The organism is Acinetobacter sp. MD2 (assembly GCF_035615575.1).
Classification (GTDB): Bacteria; Pseudomonadota; Gammaproteobacteria; order Pseudomonadales; family Moraxellaceae; genus Acinetobacter.
Genome location: NZ_VTDK01000001.1, coordinates 546,069 through 570,908, shown reverse-complemented (window position 1 = coordinate 570,908; position 24,840 = coordinate 546,069). Strand labels below are relative to the sequence as shown.

Annotated in this window: 28 protein-coding genes; 22 read left to right on the top strand and 6 right to left on the bottom strand. The window is 39.3% G+C overall.

The window, feature by feature from the left end:
• The first annotated feature begins 25 nt into the window (after positions 1 to 25).
• Both FXN70_RS02765 and FXN70_RS02760 read left to right on the top strand, forming a co-directional pair.
• Complete coding sequence (locus FXN70_RS02765; RefSeq protein ID WP_324645947.1) at positions 26 to 364, top strand: hypothetical protein; 339 nt, start codon at positions 26 to 28, stop codon at positions 362 to 364.
• Between the two features lie 112 nt (positions 365 to 476).
• A complete protein-coding gene (locus FXN70_RS02760; RefSeq protein WP_324645946.1) occupies positions 477 to 1,394 on the top strand; it encodes a LysR family transcriptional regulator in 918 nt (305 codons plus the stop codon).
• A gap of 47 nt (positions 1,395 to 1,441) precedes the next feature.
• On the opposite strand, the gene FXN70_RS02755 is transcribed toward FXN70_RS02760, so the two are convergent.
• A complete protein-coding gene (locus FXN70_RS02755; protein ID WP_324645945.1) occupies positions 1,442 to 1,897 on the bottom strand; it encodes a DUF441 domain-containing protein in 456 nt (151 codons plus the stop codon).
• A 155-nt stretch (positions 1,898 to 2,052) separates the two neighbouring features.
• On the opposite strand from FXN70_RS02755, the gene FXN70_RS02750 reads away from it, so the two are divergent.
• Complete coding sequence (locus FXN70_RS02750; RefSeq protein ID WP_324645944.1) at positions 2,053 to 2,766, top strand: 16S rRNA pseudouridine(516) synthase; 714 nt, start codon at positions 2,053 to 2,055, stop codon at positions 2,764 to 2,766.
• Here the strand turns inward: FXN70_RS02750 and FXN70_RS02745 are convergent.
• The 3 genes from FXN70_RS02745 to FXN70_RS02735 form a co-directional block, all read right to left on the bottom strand.
• Positions 2,758 to 3,201: a GNAT family N-acetyltransferase gene (locus FXN70_RS02745; RefSeq protein ID WP_324645942.1), complete on the bottom strand. Its 444-nt coding sequence runs from the start codon at positions 3,199 to 3,201 to the stop codon at positions 2,758 to 2,760. The genes FXN70_RS02750 and FXN70_RS02745 overlap by 9 nt on opposite strands.
• A gap of 85 nt (positions 3,202 to 3,286) precedes the next feature.
• Positions 3,287 to 3,616 carry a type II toxin-antitoxin system RelB/DinJ family antitoxin gene (locus tag FXN70_RS02740; RefSeq protein WP_324645941.1) on the bottom strand — a complete coding sequence of 110 codons (330 nt, stop codon included), beginning with the start codon at positions 3,614 to 3,616 and terminating at the stop codon, positions 3,287 to 3,289.
• Between the two features lie 72 nt (positions 3,617 to 3,688).
• The gene (locus FXN70_RS02735; protein ID WP_324645939.1) at positions 3,689 to 4,624 is read right to left on the bottom strand and encodes a pseudouridine synthase; all 936 of its coding nucleotides are present in this window, start codon (positions 4,622 to 4,624) and stop codon (positions 3,689 to 3,691) included.
• Positions 4,625 to 4,730: 106 nt separating this feature from the next.
• Between FXN70_RS02735 and tsaE the strand changes: the two genes are divergently transcribed.
• The 4 genes from tsaE to hfq all read left to right on the top strand — a co-directional run bounded on the left by tsaE (position 4,731) and on the right by hfq (position 8,680).
• Positions 4,731 to 5,201 carry a tRNA (adenosine(37)-N6)-threonylcarbamoyltransferase complex ATPase subunit type 1 TsaE gene (gene tsaE / locus FXN70_RS02730; RefSeq protein WP_324645936.1) on the top strand — a complete coding sequence of 157 codons (471 nt, stop codon included), beginning with the start codon at positions 4,731 to 4,733 and terminating at the stop codon, positions 5,199 to 5,201.
• Positions 5,198 to 7,120: a DNA mismatch repair endonuclease MutL gene (mutL, locus tag FXN70_RS02725; protein WP_324645934.1), complete on the top strand. Its 1,923-nt coding sequence runs from the start codon at positions 5,198 to 5,200 to the stop codon at positions 7,118 to 7,120. Before tsaE ends, mutL begins: the two co-directional genes overlap by 4 nt.
• A gap of 6 nt (positions 7,121 to 7,126) precedes the next feature.
• Complete coding sequence (gene miaA / locus FXN70_RS02720; RefSeq protein ID WP_324645933.1) at positions 7,127 to 8,071, top strand: tRNA (adenosine(37)-N6)-dimethylallyltransferase MiaA; 945 nt, start codon at positions 7,127 to 7,129, stop codon at positions 8,069 to 8,071.
• 93 nt (positions 8,072 to 8,164) lie between these two features.
• The gene (gene hfq, locus FXN70_RS02715; RefSeq protein WP_324645931.1) at positions 8,165 to 8,680 is read left to right on the top strand and encodes an RNA chaperone Hfq; all 516 of its coding nucleotides are present in this window, start codon (positions 8,165 to 8,167) and stop codon (positions 8,678 to 8,680) included.
• 90 nt (positions 8,681 to 8,770) lie between these two features.
• Here the strand turns inward: hfq and FXN70_RS02710 are convergent, their stop codons facing one another.
• Together FXN70_RS02710 and FXN70_RS02705 are read right to left on the bottom strand one after the other, a co-directional pair.
• Positions 8,771 to 10,099, bottom strand: coding sequence for a peptidylprolyl isomerase (locus FXN70_RS02710; protein WP_324645930.1), 1,329 nt, complete (start codon positions 10,097 to 10,099; stop codon positions 8,771 to 8,773).
• Positions 10,099 to 12,522 carry an LPS-assembly protein LptD gene (locus FXN70_RS02705; protein ID WP_324645929.1) on the bottom strand — a complete coding sequence of 808 codons (2,424 nt, stop codon included), beginning with the start codon at positions 12,520 to 12,522 and terminating at the stop codon, positions 10,099 to 10,101. The genes FXN70_RS02710 and FXN70_RS02705 overlap by 1 nt, the downstream gene beginning before the upstream one ends.
• 119 nt (positions 12,523 to 12,641) lie before the next feature.
• Here FXN70_RS02705 and FXN70_RS02700 point away from each other — a divergent pair, with 119 nt between their 5' ends.
• The 15 genes from FXN70_RS02700 (at position 12,642) to FXN70_RS02630 (ending at position 24,832) form a co-directional block, all read left to right on the top strand.
• Positions 12,642 to 13,655, top strand: a complete 1,014-nt coding sequence (locus tag FXN70_RS02700; protein ID WP_324645928.1) for an aminoglycoside phosphotransferase family protein — start codon at positions 12,642 to 12,644, stop codon at positions 13,653 to 13,655.
• Positions 13,652 to 14,341: an N-acetylmuramate alpha-1-phosphate uridylyltransferase MurU gene (murU, locus tag FXN70_RS02695; RefSeq protein WP_324645927.1), complete on the top strand. Its 690-nt coding sequence runs from the start codon at positions 13,652 to 13,654 to the stop codon at positions 14,339 to 14,341. The genes FXN70_RS02700 and murU overlap by 4 nt, the downstream gene beginning before the upstream one ends.
• An 84-nt stretch (positions 14,342 to 14,425) precedes the next feature.
• Positions 14,426 to 15,058, top strand: a complete 633-nt coding sequence (rsmG, locus tag FXN70_RS02690) for a 16S rRNA (guanine(527)-N(7))-methyltransferase RsmG (protein ID WP_324645926.1) — start codon at positions 14,426 to 14,428, stop codon at positions 15,056 to 15,058.
• 16 nt (positions 15,059 to 15,074) lie between these two features.
• Positions 15,075 to 15,857, top strand: coding sequence for a ParA family protein (locus FXN70_RS02685; protein WP_324645925.1), 783 nt, complete (start codon positions 15,075 to 15,077; stop codon positions 15,855 to 15,857).
• The gene (locus FXN70_RS02680) at positions 15,854 to 16,747 is read left to right on the top strand and encodes a ParB/RepB/Spo0J family partition protein (protein ID WP_324645924.1); all 894 of its coding nucleotides are present in this window, start codon (positions 15,854 to 15,856) and stop codon (positions 16,745 to 16,747) included. The genes FXN70_RS02685 and FXN70_RS02680 overlap by 4 nt, the downstream gene beginning before the upstream one ends.
• Positions 16,748 to 16,784: 37 nt before the next feature.
• Positions 16,785 to 17,405 (top strand): MotA/TolQ/ExbB proton channel family protein, encoded by a 621-nt coding sequence (locus FXN70_RS02675; RefSeq protein WP_324645923.1) that lies wholly within the window; start codon positions 16,785 to 16,787, stop codon positions 17,403 to 17,405.
• 16 nt (positions 17,406 to 17,421) lie between these two features.
• Complete coding sequence (locus tag FXN70_RS02670) at positions 17,422 to 17,850, top strand: biopolymer transporter ExbD (RefSeq protein WP_324645922.1); 429 nt, start codon at positions 17,422 to 17,424, stop codon at positions 17,848 to 17,850.
• Complete coding sequence (msbA, locus tag FXN70_RS02665) at positions 17,847 to 19,571, top strand: lipid A export permease/ATP-binding protein MsbA (RefSeq protein WP_324645921.1); 1,725 nt, start codon at positions 17,847 to 17,849, stop codon at positions 19,569 to 19,571. The genes FXN70_RS02670 and msbA overlap by 4 nt, the downstream gene beginning before the upstream one ends.
• Positions 19,572 to 19,573: 2 nt before the next feature.
• Positions 19,574 to 20,587 (top strand): tetraacyldisaccharide 4'-kinase, encoded by a 1,014-nt coding sequence (lpxK, locus tag FXN70_RS02660; protein WP_324645920.1) that lies wholly within the window; start codon positions 19,574 to 19,576, stop codon positions 20,585 to 20,587.
• A gap of 1 nt (position 20,588) precedes the next feature.
• Positions 20,589 to 21,350, top strand: a complete 762-nt coding sequence (kdsB, locus tag FXN70_RS02655) for a 3-deoxy-manno-octulosonate cytidylyltransferase (RefSeq protein WP_324645919.1) — start codon at positions 20,589 to 20,591, stop codon at positions 21,348 to 21,350.
• A complete protein-coding gene (locus tag FXN70_RS02650) occupies positions 21,347 to 22,330 on the top strand; it encodes an AAA family ATPase (protein ID WP_324645918.1) in 984 nt (327 codons plus the stop codon). The genes kdsB and FXN70_RS02650 overlap by 4 nt, the downstream gene beginning before the upstream one ends.
• A 17-nt stretch (positions 22,331 to 22,347) precedes the next feature.
• Complete coding sequence (locus FXN70_RS02645; RefSeq protein ID WP_324645917.1) at positions 22,348 to 22,689, top strand: PilZ domain-containing protein; 342 nt, start codon at positions 22,348 to 22,350, stop codon at positions 22,687 to 22,689.
• A gap of 23 nt (positions 22,690 to 22,712) precedes the next feature.
• Positions 22,713 to 23,492 (top strand): TatD family hydrolase, encoded by a 780-nt coding sequence (locus FXN70_RS02640; protein WP_324645916.1) that lies wholly within the window; start codon positions 22,713 to 22,715, stop codon positions 23,490 to 23,492.
• 43 nt (positions 23,493 to 23,535) lie between these two features.
• Entirely contained in the window at positions 23,536 to 24,138 is a 603-nt protein-coding gene (locus FXN70_RS02635; RefSeq protein WP_324645915.1) for a TetR/AcrR family transcriptional regulator, read from the top strand.
• Between the two features lie 91 nt (positions 24,139 to 24,229).
• On the top strand, positions 24,230 to 24,832 hold the full coding sequence (locus tag FXN70_RS02630) for a 6-carboxytetrahydropterin synthase (RefSeq protein WP_324645914.1): 603 nt from the start codon (positions 24,230 to 24,232) through the stop codon (positions 24,830 to 24,832).
• The last annotated feature ends 8 nt before the right edge of the window (positions 24,833 to 24,840 follow it).

The following is a 24,840-nucleotide window of genomic DNA, read 5'->3' as shown; positions in this document are numbered from 1 at the left end:
TAGAGGTTCATTTAAGAATAGCCTCATGGAATTTTTTACCAAAGAAGCAATCAAACATGCTGAATCCAATCACTGTCCATTTTCTAAATTAAATTTTACATATGAACCAGTATTAGATTGGAAAAAACAACTGAATAAATCTCTGAATGAGTGGCTCTTTGGTGAAAATTTCTTAATTTCTTCTGATCAACAATTTGTGAAAGATAATATAATTTCAAAAATTATAGAACTTCTAGAAAGTATTTCAGAATACGAATTAAATCTATACTTGTTAGAGGATAGTTCATTTGATGTTCACTATCTTGATTATGTCGTGACCTATCAAGATGACTATTATTATTTACACTTTGCTTGGAATGATTAGGTTGCTTAAAAAAATTATTTTTAATTAATACAACACTGGGTATCTTATTGTAAGGTCTAAATTATTTTAATATCGTGTTAAAATTAATTAAATTCAATTTGAGTTTAGGCAAATGCTGGAAATTCGCCATCTTAAAACCATGATTGCGCTGCGTGAACATGGCTCACTCGTTGCTGCTGCACAAGATTTATGTTTAACACCTTCAGCAATCTCTCATCAATTAAAAGAGTTAGATTCTTGGTTTGGTGTTGAAGTGGTGAATCGTAGAAGTCGCCCTTTGCAATTTTCCAATGTTGGGCAGCGCTTATTAAAGCTTGCCGATGATATTTTGCCACAAATTCAAATCGCTCAAAGTGATATTACCCGTATTATTCATGGGCAAACAGGTCGGATTATTTTTTCTTCAGAATGTCATAGTTGCTTTGATTGGCTAATGCCATTATTAAACCAATATCGTCAGCAATATCCCGATGTCGATTTAGACTTTGCTGCGGCTTTTGAAGCCAATCCTCACGAATTATTGCAAAACAACGAATTCGATTTATTGATTACCGCCGACCCAATTGCCTTAAAAGGAATAGAGTATTTTCCCATTTTTGAGTACGAATCACGGTTAGTTTTATCCAATACGCATCCTTTGGTGCGTGCCAGTCACATTAGCGTTCAAGAGTTGGCAGAGCAAACTTTAATCACCTATCCTGTAGATAAACACCGCTTAGATATTATGGCGCACGTATTTATTCCAGCTAATATTTTGCCAAAATCGATCCGAACCACAGACTTAACTCAAATGCTGATTCAATTGGTCGCAAGTGGTCGAGGTATTGCTGCATTACCCGATTGGGTGGTGAATGAATATGAACAAAAGGGTTGGGTTACTAGTCGGCGTTTAGACTGCGTTGGAGTAAAAGGATTACGCCGTACTTTATATGCAGGGTTTAGAACAGAAGATAAAGAAAAAAACTATTTTGAGGGCTTTTTAAAGCAACTCGAAAGATTTTCCAAACAACGCACGGTATATTATTCCTAACGACTTAAAAGGCTGCATCACTCATGCAGCCTTTTTATTTGTGCAGTTCAAGATGTCCCAATAAAGATGGATAAAATTCCTGCGGCAATTAACGGCCCAACAGGAACACCGCGTAAAAAAGCCACACCGGCCACAGTACCAATCAGCAAGCCTGCAACCACATCGGGTTGATTACTCATCAGCTTGACACCACGACCACCCAACCATGCCACTGTAAGCCCAATAGCGATAGCAACAATCGACTTAAAACTAACAAAAGATTTTAAAATACTGTCGCCACTTAAGCTGCCGCTTGCAATGGGTGTCAGCACGCCAATGGTTAAAATAAGTACCCCAAGCTGTAAGCCATGTTGTTGTAAATAAGGTAAAAACTGATTGAGTGGTGTAATTTTAAAAATAATTAATATGCCTGCTGCAATACTCACTGCGGCATTTTGACTTAAGATACCACAAGCAAGTAAAACCAAAAGAACGATCAAATTTACATCAAACTGGGCAAGCATAGGCAGTGATCAACCATATTTCGGGAGCATGATTGTAGTCGATTTTAAGCGAAATAGGGTGGTCATCGTCATTGATTAGGGTGTAGCCATAATCTTTGCACCAAATTTATCAATTTCAGTTAAACTTGCATGTCGTTGATGAAAGTGAGATTAAAATGCTGCTGGAAAAAATGTTGCAGTCACAAGGTTTTGGTTCAAGAAAAGAGTGCCAACATGTGATTAAACAAGGTTATGTCCGTATAGATGGGCAAGTTTGTGATAATCCTAAGCAACAACTCCAAGTACAAAATTTACACTTTGATGTTTTTAATGAAAGTTATCAGTATCGGGAAAAAGTTTATATCGCTTTGAACAAGCCAGAGGGTTTTGAATGCTCACATCAGCCACAATATCATCAAAGTGTTTTTGCGTTATTCCCTGATATGTTGATTCAACGTAATTTGCAATGTGTAGGGCGTTTAGACCAAGACACAACCGGTCTATTACTTTTAACTGATGATGGGCAATTTTTGCAAGCCTTAACGCATCCACGTAAGCATGTTGCCAAGGTGTATCGAGTTACCACTGCCGACCCAATTACAGCTGCACAACTGGAATCGCTTGCATCTGGGGTTGAATTGCGTAATGAGCAAGGCATTTATCAAGCCACGAATGTGCAACAATTGGCAGAACATCAGTTAGAAATGACTATTCATCAAGGGTTGTATCATCAAGTGAAACGTATGATTGCAGCGGTTGGCAACAAAGTTGAGCAATTGCACCGCCAACAAATTGGACAATTGGCGTTGCCAAGCGATTTAGCAGAATCGGACTGGTATTATTTGTCGGAACAAGACATTCAACTCGCCAAAATGCAAGATCTACTTTAAAAAACAGTGAAACGTCTGAAATTCTGTATCGGCAACAAAGCCCATTTTTTCATATAAGCGCTGCGAAATATGATTGGTTTTTTGGGTTTCTAAGGTAATTCGCAGCGCATTTTCATAGCCCGCAAATAAAATTGCGGTGTCGATAAGTTGTTGTGCTGAGCCTTGTCTGCGGTAGATAGGGCTGACATAAACATCATCTAAAATAAAATAGGTAGAGCAGGTGACGGATGAAAATCCTCGATATAACAAAATAAAACCTGTGAAAATATCATCTTTAATATGAATGAAAATCACACTTTCTTGGTTTTGAAATCGTTGCGTTAAAAAATCTAAAGATAAACTTAAGTTAGATGATGCACCGTAAAATTGGCGATATTCATCGAATAAAATAGCAAGTTGTGGTAGGTCTTCGAAGGCGGCTTTACGGACAATCATTGCTTTTGGGCCTATTCGTTGTATTTTGTTTAGCCTAACAAAAAATAACTGCCCATAACGTGACGATTCTTTAAGAAATGTAAGTTTAGTGCCGTTCACTGTCATTCAGTAAAGCACTCAGCTCATCAAATAAGTCATCATCTTCAGGCTCAAAGCTTAAAGTTGGTGAAGCTATAGTCTGTATTTGCTCGTTACTCGTTTGAGTAGCTTTGGCTCGATGACGTAATTTGAGGAGTTGCTCCATATCAATATTCTGGTTTTCAATTGCAAATGGAATGGATTTGGTTAAGACGACTTGTTTGAAAAATAAACGTACAGCTTGGGCGGGTGTGATCCCCAATTGTTTAAATACTGCAAAGGCTTGTTTTTTTTCTTGGGAATCAAGACGAACTTGATAAACTTCAGATTTTCTCATTGTTGGGTCGACCAAGTTAAAGTCATTTGCTCTATTGTAGCGAAAGGAAATGTAATTTCAATGGGATTGATCCTATTTTGTCAATTCATTGTCATTACATTGTAATGGTAAATGTAAACTTTGTTGAGAAAAAAATTCCATCAATTGCTGTGTAATCGGGTCAACAAAATGAATGGATGCTGCGAGTAATTGTAATGGTTGGCTAAAGTCATTTTCTGCTTTGTGGCAAACTAGTGGGTACAATGGATCATTTAGAATTGGAACTCCAAGTGCACTTAAATGTACCCGTAGTTGATGTTGTTTACCTGTTTTAGGTTGCAGTTGGTATTTTGCCCATATGGTGTTGTGTTCTAAGAGCTCAATTTGAGTTTCACTATTCGGCTCGCCTTGCACAATTTGCATGGTGTAAAAAGGTTGTCCTTTTTCCATTTTAAAGCTCGTGGTGCAGGGAAGTTTTAGTGTAGGGCTAAATGCTGCAATTGCATGATAAGTCTTTTGTACTAAATGTTGGGCAAATAAATTTTGGTATAATCCACGTGTTTCAGGTTGTTTAGAGAATAGGACAACACCTGCTGTTTCACGGTCTAAACGGTGAATAGGGGTTAGCTTGGGATTATGGGTTTGTTGTTTGAGTCGCACCAACAACGTTTCTTGGACGTATTGCCCTGTTGGAGACATAGTTAGAAAATGCGGTTTATCTACAACCATTAAATGATCATTTTCAAACAAAATTTCATGCTTAAAAGGCACAACTACTTCTTTAGCGAGGTGGCGATAATAAAAAATATGTTGCTGTGTTTGATAGTTTTGTTCAATCGATAAGACCTGTCCGTTTGCATCTAAAATAAGTCCATCGGCAAAACGCTGTTGCCATTCAATTGCTGAAATATGCTCAAATTTTTGACATAAAAATGAATAAATAGAGGTTGCGTGGGCTTGTTTAGGTAAATGTACTTTGCTGGCGGTGACGCCATTACGCATAGGTGGTGTGGTGTGAGCGTCAGACATAGAAATTGGACTTATGCTAAAATAAACAAACGAAAAGACAGGTGGTAGGTTTTCGGTAGGGGCAATGCTATCATAAAGGCTGTGTTTTCTTCTAACTTTTGACGCTATGTGTAACACGCTCACCCTTTCACTTGATTCTGAAATTGCAACGCAGCATTTTGCCAAGGCTGTGGCACGACATTTTTCTCAAGGTGTAATTTACCTGATTGGCGATTTGGGTGCGGGAAAAACCACATTTAGTCGTTATTTATTACAAGCTTTGGGGCATAAAGGTGCTGTCAAAAGTCCAACTTATACCTTGGTTGAGCCGTATAACATAGTAGGCAAAACCATTTATCATTTCGATTTATACCGTTTAAATGACCCTTATGAGCTTGAGTTAATGGGTATTCGGGACTATTTAGAAACGCCTGATGCTTTATTTTTATTTGAATGGCCAAGCCAAGGCGGGAGTGAAATTCCACAGCCTGATTTAACCATTGAGATATTAAAAACTGAAGACGAAATGCAACGCCAAGCGGTTATTTTAGCCAATCAATCCTTACTTGAGCAGCTTAAAGGCGACTTAAGCGAATGACACAGCAATCACGTCGTATTCAGCATTTAACGGCTGCCGTTGCCAATCAAATTGCCGCAGGTGAAGTGATTGAACGTCCTGCATCTGTTGTTAAAGAATTGCTTGAAAATGCGATTGATGCAGGTGCAACCGAATTGATTATTCGGATTGCCCAAGGCGGCAGCACTTTAATTGAGATTAGTGACAACGGGCATGGCATTCATGCCGATGACTTGTCGCTTGCTGTGCTACGCCATGCAACCAGTAAAATTCAAACCGCAGAAGACTTACAGGCGATTGTAAGTTTAGGATTTCGTGGTGAAGCTTTAGCTTCTATTGCGGCTGTTTCACGTTTAACATTAACCAGTAGTCAAGATGGTTCTGGTGTAGGATATCAGGTTGAAGTGAATGGCACAGCTTTTGATCATCAACAAATTGCCGCGGTAGCCAGCAATAAAGGGACTCAAATTCGGGTACAGGATTTATTTTTTAATGTGCCTGCGCGGCGTAAATTTTTAAAAAAACCAAGTACAGAATTTGGGCATATTGAAGAAATTGTACGACGTTTGGCGCTAACCCATTTCGAAATTCGTTTTATATTAGAGCATAATGATCAAATTCGGCTCAATTTACCTATTGCTGAAAGTGGTGAACTACGTTTTCAACGGGTACAACAACTGCTTGGTAAAGCATTTACCCAGAATGCCTATTGGGTGGATGCCGAAAGCGTAAATATGCGCTTAACGGGTTGGCTTGGGCATCCATCCGATGCTCGGGCGCAGTCCGACTTACAATATATTTATGTCAATGGTCGCATTGTTAAAGACAAAACCATTACCCATGCGCTGCGTATGGCTTATGATGGAATTTTACACGGACATCAATATTCGGCTTATTTACTATTTTTAGAAGTTGAACCTGAAAATGTCGATGTGAATGTGCATCCGACTAAACATGAAATTCGCTTTTTAAATCAGCGTGAAGTGCACGAATTTGTCCGCCATTATGCCAAAACTACGTTAAGTCAATTTCAAACGGCAAGCGCCGAATTGTCCGATGCCTTAAGCCCTGAGCAGCAATTGCCACAGCCGACGGTACAAGAACATTTGGCATTACATCAATACCGAGAATATCAAGATCCGTCTTTGAATGTTGTTGAAAATTTTCAACCTGTGTCTAACTCATCGGATTTACTCACCGATTTTCAGTCTGCGGAAGTGAAATCGGTGGATTATCGACGTTATTCGGATGTAGCGCAGCAAAATATGCCACAGGTAAATAATGCACTTAAAAGCTACTTAGCACCGCTTAAAAATGCTGATTTAGGCGCAGATACAACACCGCAGCCCAATGAATATCCGCTTGGAATTGCGATTGCACAATTACATGGTATTTATATTCTGGCACAAAATACCCAAGGGTTAATTATTGTGGACATGCATGCTGCACATGAACGCATTTTATTGCAACAAATGAAAGCCGCATGGGATAAGCCTGAGTTTTGGCAATCACAACAATTGTTAATTGCTAAAGTGGTGTCGATTAGCCGTATGCAAGCCAATCGTATTGAAGACTTAACGCCACAACTGGCACAATTAGGTTTGGAAATTGACCAGTACGGCGATGATCAAGTCATTGTACGTGCAGTACCTGCCATTTTGCAAAAAGCCGATTTTTCGAAGCTTATTCCAAATTTACTGAATGACTTAGACCCAAACGATGAAGCGCATGCGTTATTGCAAAAACGTGATCAACTTTTGGCAGGTATGGCCTGTCATGGCGCGGTGCGTGCACATCGTCAACTCAGTTTGTCTGAAATGAATGCCTTGTTACGCCAGATGGAACAAACCGAGTTTGCTAGCCAATGTAATCATGGTCGTCCAACATGGCGTGCATTTCCATTAAATCAACTTGATAAATTATTTGCCCGAGGAGAATAGCCTTACATGCCAACTTCATTGCCTGTCATCAACTTAATGGGGCCGACTGCAAGCGGTAAAACTGCTTTGGCGTGTGAGCTGTATGAGCAAGGAAATTTTGAACTCATTTCGGTGGATTCTGCTTTAGTTTTTAAAGATATGGACATTGGTACTGCCAAACCAAGTAAAGTTGAGCAAGAAAAATATCCACATCATTTAATTGATATTATTCACCCTGAACAAGTGTATTCTGCGGCAGAATTTGTCGAAGATGCCTGTGAGCTCATTGATAATATTCACCGAAAAGGTAAAACACCGATTTTGGTGGGAGGTACGATGCTGTATTTCAAAGCATTACTTGAGGGTTTGTCAGGGCATTTACCTAGTGCAGACCAAAGAATTCGTGATGAAATTATGCAGCAAGCGGAACAATACGGTTGGGATAATATTCATGCAGAGTTACAACGGGTAGACCCAATTGCAGGTGAAAAATTCAAAGTCAGTGACAAACAGCGTATTGTGCGCGCTTTAGAGGTTTTTCGTATTACAGGAAGACCAATTACCGCATTACAAGCAGAGCAACCGAAGCAAGTTGCATATCGTTACACTTTTCATAACTACGCTTTAATACCAAATCGGTTAGAATTGCATCAACGAATTGAAAAACGTCTCCAACAAATGTGGGAGATAGGTTTTTTGCGTGAAGTTGAAGATTTAATTGAAAAATACGATTTAAATCCTGATTTACCTTCAATGCGCGCAGTTGGGTATCGTCAGGCATATGAATTTCTATTAAATTGTGATAAAACTAACGATAATAAGCAAAATATGGAAGATAAAGCCTTATTTGCTACAAGACAATTAGCCAAGCGTCAATATACTTGGTTAAGATCATTACGAGAAAACCATCAATTCACAACATTTGAAACAATAGAACAAGCACAAGGCTACTTGCGAAACTGTTATAGATAAAGCAAAATTTACACACTGTCTTTTTTATAAATTTTTTAAAACATTAAAGGCAGTTTTTGCGCTGATTGATTTTTTTATTTTTGGAGTAATCACATGTCTAAAGGTCAAACTTTACAAGACCCTTTTTTAAACTCTCTACGTAAAGAACGTATTCCTGTATCTATTTTCCTCGTAAACGGAATTAAATTACAAGGTCATATCGAATCTTTTGATCAATACGTTGTTTTATTAAAAAACACTGTAAGCCAAATGGTTTATAAACACGCGATTTCTACGGTTGTACCTGCACGTAATCCACGTCCTGCTGGTGCACCTGCTGGTGCTGCGCCACAAGCCAATGGCTTCGGTGGTCAGCAAGGCGGTTTTGGCGGTCAGCAAGGCGGCTTCGGTGGTCAACAAAGTGGCTTTGGTAGTCAAGGTGGCTTTGGCGGTCAAGGCGGCTTCGGCGGTCAAGGTGGCTTCGGTGGTCAAGGCGGCTTCGGTGGTCAAGGTGGCTTCGGTGGTCAAGGTGGCTTCGGTGGTCAAGGTGGCTTCGGTGGTCAATCATCAAACTTTGAAAATGATACGAAATTTGATGACTCTCAAGAAGATGATTCAAATAATCGTTAATTGAAGCCCAATAAAAAAGCCAGCATTTGCTGGCTTTTTTATTGGATTTTTTCAGTGCCAATGCCTTGGATGAGGCATTTGACGCATACCTTATGGTTGCGCTTCTGTATTTTTCACTTTTTTGAGGGTTGGATCTTTAATATCAACATAGGTGTTGGCGCGTAGTTCACGTAACCAACCATCAACCTCAGTATTAAATTGTTGTTCACCTAAAAATTGACGAGCTAAGCGTTCTTGATATTCTTTGGTCATATCTTGTTGGCGTGTCTGTTCAACTTGTAAGATATGCCAACCAAATTGTGTTTTAAATGGTGTGCTAATTTGTCCAACTGGAATGCTTTTCATGGTATCTTCAAATTCAGGCACCATGCTGCCTAAACTGACCCAACCTAAGTCACCACCATTGGCAGCAGAACCTGGATCATTCGAGAATGTGGTCGCAAGTGTTGCAAAGTCATTACCTGCTTTTAAGCGATTGTAAATATTATCAATACGTTGTTTTGCTTGCTCATTATTCATAACCTCATTGGTTTGAATAAGAATATGGCGCACATGATATTGTGTTACAATCATTTTTTGATCGCTTGCTTTGCGTTCAAGTAATTTTAGAATATGAAGGCCATCTTGTGCAGGGATGGTTTCTGACGTTTGGCCGGGCTGTAAAGCAGTTACACGTGCTGCCAGTTCTGCAGGAATATCAGCTAAACTTTTGTAGCCCATGTCTGCACCAACCACTTTAATGTCAGCGGTTGAGTACTTTTTGCTAATCGCTTGTAAATCATTTGATTGGTTTAAGTCTTGTTTGACCAATTGTGCTGTACTTAATAGTTGTGAAGTATCTTTGCCAGTTGATGAAACGCGTACATGTAAAATATGTGCTTGGCTGCCAATCGCTGCTTGACCTTGCGGTGTTTTTAGAAAATTGTCTACATCTTGGTCGGTAATTTTAACACGCGACATAATTTGTTGTTGGCGTAAGCGTGAAATTGAAATTTCTTGACCAATCCGTGTGCGAACTGCTTCGTAAGTACCAGGTGCTTGCGCATCGAGTTGTTTTTGAAAGCTTTCTAGGCTACTAAAGCCATTCTGTTTGGCATATTTAGCGACTTCTTCATTCAGGGTTGCTTCATCAGGTTTAACACCATAGCGCTTTACCAGTTCTAATTGCGCTTGACGCGTAATCATTTGTTCTAAAGCTTGTTGCTGTAAAACTTGTGCAGATGGAAGTTGTTGTTTTTGTGCTTGAAGCTGATGAGCAAGTTCTGCTGTCATTTGATCTAAGTCGCTACGTAAAATAGCACTATCCCCAACAACGGCTACAACTTCATCACTAGAAGCAGCAAAGACCGGCATAGAACTTGAAATTAAAAGTGCAAGCGTGGCTGCTTTCACATATTGTTTAAGTTGTAGATTTTTCATTAAGGCTGAGTCCAAGATTGATTAGATTTGTTAAAACCGATGATGCGTTGTTCAAGTAAAGATGCGAGTCGATTACTAAAAGAGCCAAGTCCTTTTAAAGTAAATTCTGCCATAATTGCATTTTTACGCTTCACACCTGCTTGAGTGACATCATCTAAATCATTGAAATAAGATCGACCATAGACTGAGACAGTCCAACAGCATGACTCATAATTTACTCCTAACAGATATTCACGAGCCAAACTATGATCAAGATCATATTGAACAGTGCCCATGATACGCCAGTTATCGGTTACAGGTTGTATGAATGATGCAACAACTTGGTCATAGCTAAGCTGTCCACTTGTCGTTTCTTTACGTTTGTAGTACCCCAAATTGTATACACTGCCTGTGTTTGAAGTGTAATAGGTCTGGAAATTTGCCTGAGAGACAGCGCTATTATTCCATGCAAGGTTTGATGCAATTGTAAAGTTATTGCTGAGTTGGCTTGATACTGAAAAAACGGGCCCAGAAGTTTTCTTTGTCTCGATTGTATCGGAACTGTCTAACACGACTTTACGATCTGATAAATAGTAGCTTTGACCAACAGCAGCTTTGAGTCGCTCTAAACCTTGTTGGTCAAATAGGCTGTAGCTTAGACCTAATGATACAAAATTATTATCATCTAAGCGGTCATGCCCATAAAAACGATATGGACTAAATAGCTGATCGTAGCTAACTGACGCTGTTGTTGTGTCGTAATTTGGAAGGTTACTTTGGTTTTTATATGGCGAATAGGCATAAAACAAACGTGGCGTTAATGTTTGAAGATATTTACCTTCTTTCTCAAAATTTAAGCCTGTATCGAGTGTGAATTGAGGTACGATAATTGATGGGTTGGATTGATTTCCACCATTGTCTGCATCTTTGTCGTAAATATAATTCAGGGAACGAACAGAGGCCTCTGGAATAGCAAAAGCCCATGGTGTTCTAAAGTTGTAGCGTGTCGCGAAAGAGTTATAAACGCGGGTGCCGTTTTGAATAACCGAGCTTTCGTTAGTATCTTTTTTAAAATAAGCCGTATCGTTATGGTATTCGAACTGCCAACCCTGAGGGTTAGTTGTGGTGTAGTTGAGCAAGAACTGTGGCAATCGTGCATAAGGTTTATCTGAATCGGCAAGCGTCTTATCAAGCGTTTGGTAACTTTCAACTTTTAATGATGCATTTAAACCAGGAATTGCATTGGCAAAATTAAGCTGTGCTAAGCGTTTTTGGTTTAAGTCGGTTGATATATTTGGATCATTTTTAATGTCGGTAATATAATCAATATCTGACAAGTAGTTGTATTCAAAGTTGCTAGAAAAATATTGATTTATCGTCCAATTATGAACAGCTTTTAATGATTTTCGATCTTGGTTGTTATAGTCTTTATCGTTTGGAAGATATCCCCCCGCGATTGTTCCTTCACCAAAATTTTTGGTTTTGTATCTAAACTCACCATCTAACATGCCACCACGACTACCTAAATAGCGTGGAATTACGGTCATGTCATAGTTCGGCGCTAAATTTAGATAAACCGGTAATGATAACTCAAATCCACTATTGCTACTCCAACCAAAACTTGGTGTGAGTAAACCTGTGGTTCTACGGTCATCAATCGGGAAGTTGTAGTAGGGTAATGCAAAAACAGGCACATTTTTAATATATAAGTGCGTATTTTTTGTTACACCTCGTCCAGTATCTTGATTTAAGGTTAGTTCTTTTGCTGTGATTTTCCATCCAGGTGATTTACCTGGCTCACATGTGGTGTATGTTGCATTTTTGAGTACGGTTTTTTCAGGTGATGTACGGACAATACTTGATGCATGACCGTGACCATGTGTGGTTTCGGTAATATAGTAGCTATCAGTTAAATCGCCACTTTGGTTTTTTAAGTTGTAATTGACATCTTGGCTTTGTGACACCATGCCATTTTGTGCAATTTGTACATTCCCTTGAGCATGTGCATAGGTTTGGGTTTTATCAATATTAACCTGATTGGCTTTGATTTGACGGCCTTGTTGATTAATAACTACATTACCGTTTAATTCAGAGGTTCCATTTGGATTATATACGGCGTAATCGGCATCGGCATAGGTGGTCGTGTTGTTAGGATCAGATACTTGGGTGTTTGGTTCAACTGGTGTGACCCATACACCTTGGCAATATGGATTATATTTTTGGTCCTGTTGGCGTTGCTTAGCCACTGAATCATTTTTATCGACATAAAATTGTTCAAAAAAAGCTTGGCCGTCATATTGTTCGGCAATTTTTTTTTGCAGTTGATCGTTACTGACAGTCGATACAACCTCAGAAGATGCCGCATAGCTTGATTGTAGTGAGCCACCACAAAGCAGAGTCAGAATTGCAGTTGCTAGCGGATTAAATTTAAACTGTTGCTTCATGTGTCTCATTAACCAAGTATGCTTTTTGCAATTAATTATTATTGCATCATAGAGAAAAAGTCTATAAGTAGCTACACTTAGAACTTCAAAAACTCAGCCTGTATTAGATAAATTTGCAAATGAATACACAACGTGAACAATTGATACAAACATGGTTAACAGATGTTTTTCATTCTGATCAATTTGAAATCAAATATTTAGCAGGCGATGCAAGTTTCCGTCGCTATGCGCGAGTTCAGCAAAATAATAAAACATTTATGCTTATGGATGCACCACCTGATAAAGAAGATTGTGCGCCTTTTGTGCGGATTGATAATTTTTTGAATTTACATGGTGTACGTGTACCCAAAATTTTGGCACAAGATTTAACCTTAGGTTTTTTATTGTTAGAAGATTTTGGCGATATTTTGCTGGCTAATCTGTTAAATGATGCCACTGTAGATCAACATTATTTGCAAAGTTTTAAACAGTTGTTAGCTTTACAAACGATTGATGGCACATCTGATTTTCCAATTTATAGTCGTGAAAAGCTCATTTTAGAAATGCAACTTTTAACTGATTGGTTGTTACCTGCATTAAAGGTTGAACTGACTGAGTCAGAGCAGATGATGATTCAATCCACTTTTTCGCTGTTGGCAGACAATGCTTTGGCACAGCCACAGGTGATTGTGCATCGAGACTTCCATAGCCGAAACCTGATGTATTTAGCCGATGAAACAGATTTGGGAGTAATTGACTTTCAAGATGCTGTGATTGGTGCAGATACTTACGATTTAATTTCGATTACCCGTGATGCTTATGTGCAATGGCCACCACATAAAATTGAAGCTTGGTTCGAACAGTTTTATCAGTTGTTACCTGAATCTTCAAAGCAAAATCGTGATTTAGCACAGTTTAAACAAGATGCTGATTATATGTCATTACAACGTCATATTAAAATTTTGGGTATTTTTGTGCGTTTATTTGAGCGAGATGGAAAATCTGGTTATTTAAAAGACTTGCCTCGTGTTATGTGGTATGTCCTTAATGAGGCACAAGATTATGCCGAATTAACCTCTTTTGTTGAATTCATGCAACAGCGTGTATTGCCTGCATTTACTGAGAAATATGGTGTTTATGAGGCAATTTCATGAAAGCAATGATTTTAGCCGCAGGGCTTGGTAATCGTATGCGACCACTGACGTTGGAGCGACCAAAACCACTTCTTGAAGTGGGGGGTAAGCCTTTAATTGTCTGGCATATCGAAAAATTGCGTGCGATTGGAGTGGTTGATATTGTCATCAACACCGCATGGTTGGCAGAAAAACTGTTGGCATACTTAGGTGATGGTTCGCAGTTTGGTGTGAATATTCTTTGGTCAAATGAAGGTGAGGGCTTAGAAACCGCAGGTGGTATTATTAATGCGTTGCCACTTTTGGGTGATGAACCTTTTATTTTGGTGAATGGTGATGTTTGGACACAATACGATTTTTCATCTTTATTTGACCTAGATTTAGCACATAATCTTGCCCATTTGGTTTTAGTTGAAAATCCACCTCAACATCCACAAGGCGATTTTGTTTTGGCGAATCAACAGGCTTATTGTTTTGAACAGCAACAAGCAGGTGAGGCTTTAACCTATAGTGGAATTGGCTTATATTCACCGCAATTGTTTGCGAGTTTAGCACAAGGCAAACAGCCACTTGCGCCGCTATTAAAGCAAACGATGTTGAATGGGATGGTTTCGGCGCAAAAAATGACAGCGACATGGGTCGATGTTGGAACGCCTGAGCGCTTATTCGCGTTAGATCAGCAAATTCGCCAAGGTGAATTTGCTTAAATGAATATTCGCTAATCATTGAATGCTATGATTAATTGGATAATTCAGTATACTTCAACCTGATTTTATTGAACGAGTGTGAGCATGCATCTTTTTTTTCAAGAGTTAAAACAAGGCAGCCAAAAATTAGGCCTAGCGCTCAGTGATGATGCTTTGCAGCTATTGTTGAAATATCAAGATGCTTTGGTACTGTGGAACAAAGCCTATAATCTGACTGCAATTCGTGAACCGAAAGAGATGCTTGTGAAGCACTTGCTCGACAGTTTAAGTATTTTGGCACATTTGCCAGAAGGACGGATTTTAGATATTGGGACAGGCGGCGGGATGCCCGGCATGATTATTGCCTTGTGCCAACCTGAACGTCAGTGTGTACTGCTTGATTCAAATGGTAAGAAAATTCGTTTTTTAAAGCAATTTATTGCCGATTTAAAACTTAAAAATGTAATTGCCGTGCAAACACGTGTTGAGAATGAAGACACAATTCGTGAGTTGGGGCAATTTGATGTGATTACCAGTCGCGCTTTTGCATCGTTAATTGATTTTGTCACTGCTTCAGAGCCTTATATGCATGAAAAAACGCAAATTTGTGCCATGAAAGGGGTTATTCCAACCGATGAGCTTGAAACATTAAAATCAACATATTTAAACCAAATTATTGAGCTGCGTGTTCCGCATTTAAATGAACAGCGCCATTTAGTCATATTGAACAAGATTTAACAGGATTGGGGTTTTCATGGCTCAAGTTATTGCAATTGCGAATCAAAAAGGTGGGGTCGGTAAAACCACAACCGCAGTAAACTTGGCTGCTTCTTTAGCGGTATTAAAAAAACGTGTATTGTTGGTGGATATGGATTCACAAGGCAATGCAACCATGGGTTCAGGAGTGCAAAAGAATGATCTTTTACACTCAGTAACAGATGTACTGTTAGGTGAAATGCCAATTGAAACGGCGATTGCTAAAGCAGAAGTAGGTTATAAAGTTTTAGGTGCGAATCGAGACTTAGCCGGAGTTGAACTGGCAATTGCCGAACAAGATGGGCGCGAATTTATTTTGCGTGATGCTTTGCAGCAGGTTAAAGAAAATTTTGATTTTATTATTGTAGATTGTGCGCCAAGTTTAAGCTTAATTACTGTAAATGCTTTGACCGCGGTAGATGCAGTGATTATTCCAATGCAGTGTGAATATTATGCGCTAGAAGGTTTGGCTGATTTAACCCAAACCATTGATCGCATTCAACAAGCATTGAATCCAAACTTACATATTATGGGTGTATTGCGCACCATGTACGATGCACGGAATGCGTTAACACGTGATGTTTCGGCCGAATTAGAGCAATATTTTGGTTCTAAATTATATGAAACTGTTATTCCACGTAATATTCGTTTAGCTGAAGCACCTGCACATGGGTTGCCTGTTATCTATTTTGAGAAAAGCTCAAAAGGTGCAGTCGCTTATTTGAATTTGGCTGCCGAGGTAATTAAAAAAAATAAAGTGAAGAAAGGACAAGTTGCATGACTGTTAAAAAGCGTGGTTTAGCCAAAGGACGCGGTTTAGATGCTTTACTTGGTTCAATTCAAAAAGAAAAATTAAAAATTGAAGAACAAGCTCATGACCAAGGTCAGCTTAAAAACCTTGATGTGAACTTGTTGCAACGTGGTGTTTATCAGCCACGACGCTTTATTCATGAAGAAGACTTACAAGAGCTTGCTTCATCAATTAAAAAGCATGGCGTGATGCAACCGATTGTTGTACGCCCAATTGATGACGAGCAGCATCCATATGAAATTATCGCGGGTGAGCGTCGTTGGCGAGCGGCCCAGTTGGCGGGACTTACGGAAATCCCCGCGATTGTGCGCCAATTAAATGACCAAGTTGCAATTGCCTTGGCATTAATTGAAAACATTCAACGTCAAGATTTAAATCCAATTGATCAAGCTTTGGCCTTGCAACGCTTTCATGAAGAGTTTGGTTTAAGTCACCAAGAAATTGCCGATACAGTCGGTAAGGCGCGCGCAACAATTAGTAATTTACTGCGCTTACTCAGCCTAGTTGATTCGGTGAAGGATTTAATGCAACAAGGCTTGCTTGATATGGGGCATGCGCGTGCAATTTTGACTCTAAAGCCAAAAGATCAAGAAAAAATTGCTCAGATTGTAATTGAAAAAGCCCTTTCTGTTCGTCAAACCGAGCAGCTCGTGCGTGAATTCAATGAACCTAAAACTGAAAAAGCCAAAGCGATTGCTTCACCTGATTTAGAACAATTGACACAGCGTTTATCAGAACGCTTTAGTGCCAATGTAAAAATTGACCATAATAAACAAGGCAAAGGAAAATTGGTCATTCATTATCATTCCCTCGATGAGTTGGATGGTATTTTGAATATTTGCCTACCAGAATCTGAGTAAGATTCATTTTTTAGTATATTGGGGATTGGGGTAAGTCATGTGGGAGTTGTTTAAAGCGGGCGGTTGGTTAATGCTGCCGCTTTTGTTATGTTCGGTATTTACAGTTGCAATTACCATAGAACGAATGATTCGTTTGCGTGTAAAAGATGTTTTGCCAGCACAAATTTTTGTCACTGCATCAGATTCTGCAACAGAGGTGATGCAGCGTTTACAACAAAATCCTGAGACTGAGCAAAGTCCTTTAGGGCAAATTCTATCTGCTGGGTGGAATGGTCGGATGCAAGGTGAAAAGTTTACGCGTGCGCAAATGGAAGTTGTTGCATCACAAGAAATTCATCATCTTGAGAAAAATATTAACTTTCTAGGTACAATTAGCGCAGTTGCACCGTTACTAGGTTTACTTGGAACGGTGATCGGGATTATTGAATCTTTTTTAACAATTGATGTGGGGTCAAATATCAGCCCAACATTGATGATTCCTGGTATTTCCAAAGCATTGATCACCACAGCAATGGGTATGGTGGTTGCGATTCCTGCTTTAATCGCATATCGCTATTTGCAACGCGTCGTGCATGAACATATTGCACAGCTTGAACAACAAGCAACCTTGTTTCATGCTAAATTGTTTTACCAAAAATCCACACATCATTCATCTTAATTGGCGGAGACCTTCCATGAAGTTTCGTCAAAAACGTCAAGTTGAGGATATTCATATCAACTTAACTCCGATGATTGATTGCTTATTATTTATTCTTGTTTTCTTGTTGCTTTCGACTTCATTTTATCAGCCGAGCCGTATGAATATTACTTTGCCAGATGCGCAAGGTGTGCCACCAAAACAATACGATCGCAAAATTGAAGTTATGGTAGACTCTACAGGGCATTACGCTGTAAATGGACAGGCGTTATCTACGCAAGAAGCTGCGGATTTAGCGACTGCGATTAAACAAGCATCAGAAGGTCATCGTGACCTCATGTTTGTAATTGCAGCCGATGCAAAAGCCACCCATCAAGATGTGATTCGGGTGATGGATGTTGCAGGACAACTCGGTTTTGTCAATATCAATATTAGTACCAAAGCACCAACTCGAGGTTATGAGTGAAACAAGATATAAAAGTTTATTTTCGATTACTTGCCTATTTAAAGCCTTATGTGGGTTATGCCATTTTGGTGATTATTGGCTTTGCCTTAAGTGCTGCAACAGAAGTTTCGATTGCTAAACTACTTGAGTTTATTATTAACGCGATTCAAACGCAAAATGTGCATGAAACATCACTGTTTCCATTTTTAGTGGTGCTGCTTATTTTTGTGCGTGGTGTTGGTTCATTTCTTGGCGATTATTATTCTGCGGTCATTTCTCGGCATCTTGTGTTTAGTATGCGTCAGCAAGTATTTGGGAAATTATTACGCCTGCCTTCTAATTATTATTTAAAAAATTCTAGTGGGCAAATTACCTCTAAAATTTTGTATAACATTGAGCAGGTCACAGCAGCATCGTCTGAATCGGTACAGATTTTATTGAAAGAAGGGTTGACCGTTGTTGGTTTACTTGGCTATTTATTTTATCAAAACTGGCGTTTATCGCTGATTATTTTGGTTTTTGCCCCCATTATTGGTTATGCCGTGCGTAAGGCGGCTAAGCGAATGCGTAAGTTATCGACGCAAATGCAAGATACCATGGGGAATGTTAACCATGTGGTGCAAGAGTCTATTTTGGGGCAAAGCGTCGTCAAAGGCTTTGGTGGACAGGACGCTGAATATCAGCGTTTACATGACCGTTCAAGTGAAAATTTAAAGCGCGGTTTAAAATTGCACATTATTAATGTGTTAAATACGCCAATGGTGCAGTTTATCATGTCAATTGCAATGGCAATTATCATGTGGATTGCATTGCGTCCAGAAATTTTAGGAGATACCTCACCTGCACAGTTTGTTGCGTTTATTACCGCAGCAGGTATGCTCAGTAAGCCGCTGAAAAACTTAACCAGTGTGAATGAGAAATTACAGCGTGGTTTAGCGGCTGCCTATTCCGTATTTGACTTATTGGATTTGGAGGATGAGCCAAATCATGGAACACAAAAACCAAAACTTAAAGGTGAAATTGCATTTAATCAAGTAAATTTGGTGTATGAGGATGGTTCTCATGCAATTAAAGATTTTAATTTGAATGTAAAGTCAGGCCAAACTGTGGCTCTGGTTGGGCGTTCAGGTGCGGGTAAAACCTCTTTAGTGAACTTGTTGGTGCGTTTCCAAGAAATGAGTTCAGGTCAGATTCTGCTTGATCATATTGATTTAAAAGAGATTGAACTCGATTGCTTACGTCAGCAAGTTGCCATGGTCAATCAACAGGTATTTTTATTCGATCGTAGTGTGCGTGACAATATTGCCTATGGACAACTTAGTGGTGCAAGCGATGAAGCTGTGATGGCAGCAGCAAAAGCGGCTTATGCACATGACTTTATTATGCAATTGCCACAAGGCTATAACACGGTACTTGGTGCACAAGGGCTTAACTTGTCGGGTGGTCAGCGTCAACGTGTTGCGATTGCACGTGCAATCTTAAAAGATGCACCCATTTTAATTTTAGATGAAGCTACTAGTGCGTTAGATAATGAGTCGGAGTATTTTATTCAGCAAGCTTTTGAGCATGCAATGCAAGAACGTACGACCATTGTGATTGCTCACCGTTTATCGACCATTGAAAATGCCGACCAAATTGTGGTGATGGATAAAGGTCAAATTGTTGAACATGGTACACATCGTGAATTGTTAGCTAAACGTGGTGCTTATTTCCAATTACATCAACGTAATTTTGAGGAATAAGCATGGCGTTGGCACAAAAAATCCAAACTGCATGGAACAAACAAGCGAAATGGTTGATTTTGCTGCGTCCATTGTCGTGTTTGTATGGTTGTGCTTTTGCATTTAATAAAGCTTTATATCATTCAGGCGTTAAAAAAATTTACCATGCGCCTGTTCCTGTTGTGGTGATTGGAAATATCACCGTTGGGGGCAGTGGTAAAACTCCGCTGTTGATTCAATTGGTGAAGTATTTGCAGCAACATAGCGTTAGAGTCGGTGTGATTAGTCGTGGTTATGGCGGTACAGGACCATTTCCCAAATTGGTTGATACAGCAGCGACTGCCAAAGAAGTGGGTGATGAGCCTTGCTTAATTGTACAGCGTACAGGCGTACCGATGGCAGTTGGTGCCAATCGTCAAGCGGCGATTGAATTGTTATTGCAACAGTATAATCTGGATTTAATTTTAAGTGATGATGGCTTGCAACATTGGGCACTGGCACGGCAAATTGAATGGGTGGTGTTGGATCAAGGTCGTGGTTTGGGCAATGAAAAATTATTGCCAGAAGGTTATTTGCGAGAGCCTAAATCTCGGTTAAAAGAAGTTACCGTAATTGAACATCATCCAACACCTGCGGCAACTGATTATGCAATGTGGCTAAAGGTGGGTAAACCTTATTTATTGGAAACCCACGCAATGCCTGTGTTTGATGCAAAGCAAAAGTTTCATGTGGTGGTTGGAATTGGTTATCCTGAACGGTTTTATAATAGTTTGGCAAACATTGGTGTGATTCATATCCAAAAACATGAATTTGCCGATCATCACGATTACAATTTAAATGATTTTAGTTTTAATGATACGCTGCCGATAATCACGACTGAAAAAGATGCGGTAAAAATACAAGCGCTGCTTGCCCAAAAATTACATTCTTTTGTCAACCCAATTTGGGTGCTGCCTGTAGAAGCAGAACTTTCAGAACCCTGTTATCAGCTATTACAGCAACAACTTCAGCAACTCAATATTCCAATTAGGTCTTGATATGAAACATATTGTTATTCCTGCACGTTTTTCAAGCTCTCGGTTACCCGGTAAGCCCTTACTTGAAATTCATGGGCGCGCGATGATTTTACGTGTGGTCGATCAAGCGAAAAAAGTACATGGTTTTGACGATTTATGTGTTGCAACGGATGATGTGCGAATTGCTGAAATTTGTCGTGCCGAAAGCATTGATGTGGTGATGACGCGTGCTGACCATCCCTCGGGAACAGATCGTTTAAGCGAAGTTGCACGAATTAAAGGTTGGCATGCAGATGATATTATTGTCAATGTACAAGGGGATGAGCCATTATTGCCTGCAAAATTGGTGCAGCAAGTGAGTCAATTATTAGTTGATCAGCCTGAGTCATCAATGTCGACTTTATGCGAGCCAATTCATGATTTGGCTGAATTTAGACGTGATAGCATTGTTAAAGTTGTGATGTCAAAGCACAATCAAGCATTATATTTTAGCCGTGCAACGATTCCTTATGACCGTGATGCGGCACAGACGCAGTCTGAACAATTGCACAATGTTGCTTATCGCCATTTAGGTTTATATGCTTATCGTGTCAAATTATTGCAAGAATATGTCACATGGGACATGGGGCAACTTGAGCGTTTGGAAAGTTTGGAACAACTTCGCGTGCTTGAAAATGGACATCGTATTGCTATTGCTGTGGCAGAAGCGAACTTACCACCTGGGGTAGACACACAGGCCGATTTAGATCGTCTTAATGCAATGGATATTTGCAATTTTCAATGAGTGAATTTGCTAATTCTTCGCCAATTTTAAGTTGGCAACAACCCGTTTGGGAGATGCTAACTCAGCGTTTTCCTGACGTTGGGCATGGTTTACTTTTTTATGGTAAGCAAGGTTGTGGCAAAGATAGATTTGTTCAGCAATTCTTGGCATGGGTATTGTGTCAAAATAAAATGCCGAAAAGTGCCTGTGGGCAGTGTGGCAGTTGTTTATGGTTAAAGTCTGATACTCATCCAAACTATGTGCGTATTAGCACTGATGACGATGCTAAAAAAAGTCAATCTAAAATTAAAATTGAACAAATTCGAGAACTTCTACCTTTTGTGCAGCAAACGGTAGAAGGTTGGCGGGTGATTGTGATTGAACCTGCCGATGCCTTGAACGTAGCATCAGCCAACGCTTTGCTTAAAACTTTAGAAGAGCCTGGCGAACGGGTGATGATTATTTTAGTGACCAGTCACTTTTTAAAATTGCCTGCCACGATTCGTAGTCGAGTGCAGCGTTATGCTTTAGATCGTTTAACACATCAAGATGCAATCGAATATGTACAACAGCATTTACCGGAAAGTCATCCAGAAAAAATCCAACTTTTATTGAATTTATCTAATCAAATGCCACTTCAAGCCATTGTTTTAAATGAGCAGGAATGGTTAAACAAACGTGCGGAGTTTTTGGCAGATTGGCAAGATTTAGTCATGCAAAAACGCTTGCCAATGAGTTATGCAACGAAATGGCATAAAGCCTTAAATTTTGATGATTTGATGATGATGTTCGAGTATTTGTTATCAGATTTAATTTGTGTCAAACTCAAACAAGTCATAAAAAATATAGATCTTGATTTTACCGTTTTGGCTGACGTGTATGCGCTTGAAACCTTATTTCAAATTGCTGAACATGTGCAGCAAAGTAAAGTCATGCAACGGCAAAATGTACAAACACAATTGATGTTAGATCAGTTATTTGTGCAATTGATGGATGCGTAAATATAAGGGGAAATATAATGCAACCGCAAATGGGTGGAATTCTGCAAGTTAATATTGCAGATCGTGCAGCATTACAATCAAGTTATATGGCATTTGTAAGTGGTGGGGCTTTATTTATTCCCTCACAGCAAACGGTGAAACTTGGGCAGCAAATGTTTGTGCTTGCAACCTTGCCTGAACAAAGTCAGAAAATACCACTTACGGGTAAAGTTGTTTGGATTAACTTTAAAAAAGCCGGTTTAAAACCTCAAGGCTTCGCTATTCAGCTTAGTGGTGAAAAAGGTTTATATTACCGCGCGGAAGCTGAAAAGTTATTGGCGGGAACGATGTCATCACATCGTCCAAGTTATACGATGTAATGTTTTAAATTGAAGGAAAAAACGTGTTTACCGATACCCATTGCCATTTAACAATGCTTGATTTAACGCCTTATGATGGATGTTTAGATGTAGCATTACAACGTGCCCGTGATGCGGGTGTTACTAAGATGATGGGAATTTCGGTCGATTTAGATGATCATATACCGCTTGCCCAAATTGCTGCGAAACATGCCGATGTTGGTTATAGCGTTGGGGTTCATCCATGTGAAGATCCGCAAGTTATGCAACGTGCAAGTGTTGAGTATTTAGTGGAATTGGCACAATCTGAAAAAGTTTGGGCATTGGGTGAAACAGGCTTGGACTATTATCACAGTACTGACTTTATTGCTGAACAGAAAGCGTGTTTTGCACGTCATATCCACGCCGCTAAAATTGTGAAAAAGCCTGTGGTGGTGCATACCCGTTCGGCAAAACATGACACAATTGATTTAATTCGTGCAGAACAATCACAGCATGGTATTTTGCATTGTTTTACTGAGGATGTTGAAACGGCTAAAGCAGTTTTAGATTGTGGTTACTACATCTCATTTTCGGGAATTGTGTCATTTAAAAATGCACAAAGTCTACGTGATGTTGCAAAAATTGTTCCGCTTGATCGATTGCTAATTGAAACAGATAGTCCATATTTAGCACCTGTACCGTATCGTGGTAAAAGCAATGAGCCGTGTTATGTGCCTTTTGTAGCACAAGCATTAGCCGAAGTGTATGGTAAAACTACAGCTGAAATTGGTGAGATCACAACCCGTAATTTTGAAACCTTACTTTGTCAGCCAAAGGTATAGTCAAGTATTGCGATTATTTAAATCTTAAATCGAGAACAATAAGATGGATCGACAAACCCAGTTTAAAGAACGCGAACAACTTATTTTTCAAGTGGCAGAGCAACTGTTACTTGAAAATGGCGATGCAGGCATGACGCTAGATGCTTTAGCTGCGGAACTCGATTTGGCCAAAGGAACACTGTATAAACATTTTCAAAGCAAAGATGAGTTGTACATGTTACTGATTATTCGCAATGAAAGAATGTTATTGGCAATGGCGAAAGACCAACACAAAAAATTTAATGAAGTGGTCGCATTTTTTATGCTTCATCATTTGCATCATCCTGAAAGAACAGTGCTATTTCATTCGCTTGAAGAAAAATTATCGATGACAGGGGTTGGAATACAGCGGCTATTCACCGAGCTTTATCAAATCCGTCGTCAACGTTTGCGTATGATTATTCAAATGGCAGAGGAGTATTTGACGCACATCCAAAGTTCAATGAGTGTTCGTGATTATTTGGCGGGGATTTGGTCTTTAACTCAAGGCGCTGCAATGATGCTCAATTCAAGTTTTTATCAGCGTTATTTAGGTTCACGTGATGGTTTGCGGATTGCTTATATTGAACAAGCTTTATCATTACCTTTACGCGTAAAAACACCGTAATCATCTTGTATCTTGATACAAAAAAATTCGGCAAAAAGTGCATTTTGATTTATACTTTTCGATTCCCTAAAGATTATGATTGTTTTGCGCTATGCTAATTCGCAAGTTATTTAAATTTGAAAATGCTCATGTGGTTAGAAACTGTACCTCTGACCGTTGTAAACGCTCTATTCACGGTCACAGTTATAAAGTTGAGCTGATTTTAAAAGCTTCAAAATTAGACCATGGGCAAATGGTTTATGATTTTGGCCTATTAAAAGGTGTGATTAAAGAATTATTTGATAGTTTTGATCATGCAATTTGCTTTTGGAATGCAGATGCGCCTGATTATATACAGGCATGTAAGAATTTCAGTGCGCGTTGGATCAGCTTGCCGGTTTCACCATCTGCAGAGCAATTTTCTCGCATTTTCTTTTTCCTTGCACAGCAGGTTTTACAGTCGACAAAAACTCAAAATGGCGAAGGTGATGTCGAGGTTTATTCCGTAATTGTGCATGAAACAGATACCGGTTATGCACAAAGTTTTATTGAAGATATTCAAAACCAACAAATGGGTATTTTGAGTTTGGATCAAATTGAATTCTCCGAGCAGGTGCAAGCCGAATGGTCGGATGTGCGTTTGTTTGAGAAATTAAAACAAGGTGAGTTCTTTCATAATCCAAATGTAGAACTTCAAGTTAAAGTATCTTCATAATTAAGCGG

Excerpts from the sequence above, each read along its gene's own strand:
- FXN70_RS02710 (WP_324645930.1), bottom strand. The coding sequence starts at position 10,099 with ATGAAAAATCTACAACTTAAACAATATGTGAAAGCAGCCACGCTTGCA.
- lpxK (WP_324645920.1), top strand. The coding sequence starts at position 19,574 with ATGGCGTTGGCACAAAAAATCCAAACTGCATGGAACAAACAAGCGAAA.
- rsmG (WP_324645926.1), top strand. The coding sequence starts at position 14,426 with ATGCATCTTTTTTTTCAAGAGTTAAAACAAGGCAGCCAAAAATTAGGC.
- FXN70_RS02760 (WP_324645946.1), top strand. The coding sequence starts at position 477 with ATGCTGGAAATTCGCCATCTTAAAACCATGATTGCGCTGCGTGAACAT.
- FXN70_RS02755 (WP_324645945.1), bottom strand. The coding sequence starts at position 1,897 with ATGCTTGCCCAGTTTGATGTAAATTTGATCGTTCTTTTGGTTTTACTT.
- FXN70_RS02740 (WP_324645941.1), bottom strand. The coding sequence starts at position 3,616 with ATGAGAAAATCTGAAGTTTATCAAGTTCGTCTTGATTCCCAAGAAAAA.
- FXN70_RS02645 (WP_324645917.1), top strand. The coding sequence starts at position 22,348 with ATGCAACCGCAAATGGGTGGAATTCTGCAAGTTAATATTGCAGATCGT.
- FXN70_RS02685 (WP_324645925.1), top strand. The coding sequence starts at position 15,075 with ATGGCTCAAGTTATTGCAATTGCGAATCAAAAAGGTGGGGTCGGTAAA.
- tsaE (WP_324645936.1), top strand. The coding sequence starts at position 4,731 with ATGTGTAACACGCTCACCCTTTCACTTGATTCTGAAATTGCAACGCAG.
- FXN70_RS02635 (WP_324645915.1), top strand. The coding sequence starts at position 23,536 with ATGGATCGACAAACCCAGTTTAAAGAACGCGAACAACTTATTTTTCAA.
- FXN70_RS02630 (WP_324645914.1), top strand. The coding sequence starts at position 24,230 with ATGCTAATTCGCAAGTTATTTAAATTTGAAAATGCTCATGTGGTTAGA.
- FXN70_RS02750 (WP_324645944.1), top strand. The coding sequence starts at position 2,053 with ATGCTGCTGGAAAAAATGTTGCAGTCACAAGGTTTTGGTTCAAGAAAA.
- FXN70_RS02745 (WP_324645942.1), bottom strand. The coding sequence starts at position 3,201 with ATGATTGTCCGTAAAGCCGCCTTCGAAGACCTACCACAACTTGCTATT.
- murU (WP_324645927.1), top strand. The coding sequence starts at position 13,652 with ATGAAAGCAATGATTTTAGCCGCAGGGCTTGGTAATCGTATGCGACCA.
- FXN70_RS02650 (WP_324645918.1), top strand. The coding sequence starts at position 21,347 with ATGAGTGAATTTGCTAATTCTTCGCCAATTTTAAGTTGGCAACAACCC.
- hfq (WP_324645931.1), top strand. The coding sequence starts at position 8,165 with ATGTCTAAAGGTCAAACTTTACAAGACCCTTTTTTAAACTCTCTACGT.
- FXN70_RS02705 (WP_324645929.1), bottom strand. The coding sequence starts at position 12,522 with ATGAAGCAACAGTTTAAATTTAATCCGCTAGCAACTGCAATTCTGACT.
- FXN70_RS02765 (WP_324645947.1), top strand. The coding sequence starts at position 26 with ATGGAATTTTTTACCAAAGAAGCAATCAAACATGCTGAATCCAATCAC.
- FXN70_RS02735 (WP_324645939.1), bottom strand. The coding sequence starts at position 4,624 with ATGTCTGACGCTCACACCACACCACCTATGCGTAATGGCGTCACCGCC.
- FXN70_RS02675 (WP_324645923.1), top strand. The coding sequence starts at position 16,785 with ATGTGGGAGTTGTTTAAAGCGGGCGGTTGGTTAATGCTGCCGCTTTTG.
- mutL (WP_324645934.1), top strand. The coding sequence starts at position 5,198 with ATGACACAGCAATCACGTCGTATTCAGCATTTAACGGCTGCCGTTGCC.
- kdsB (WP_324645919.1), top strand. The coding sequence starts at position 20,589 with ATGAAACATATTGTTATTCCTGCACGTTTTTCAAGCTCTCGGTTACCC.
- FXN70_RS02670 (WP_324645922.1), top strand. The coding sequence starts at position 17,422 with ATGAAGTTTCGTCAAAAACGTCAAGTTGAGGATATTCATATCAACTTA.
- miaA (WP_324645933.1), top strand. The coding sequence starts at position 7,127 with ATGCCAACTTCATTGCCTGTCATCAACTTAATGGGGCCGACTGCAAGC.
- FXN70_RS02680 (WP_324645924.1), top strand. The coding sequence starts at position 15,854 with ATGACTGTTAAAAAGCGTGGTTTAGCCAAAGGACGCGGTTTAGATGCT.
- FXN70_RS02700 (WP_324645928.1), top strand. The coding sequence starts at position 12,642 with ATGAATACACAACGTGAACAATTGATACAAACATGGTTAACAGATGTT.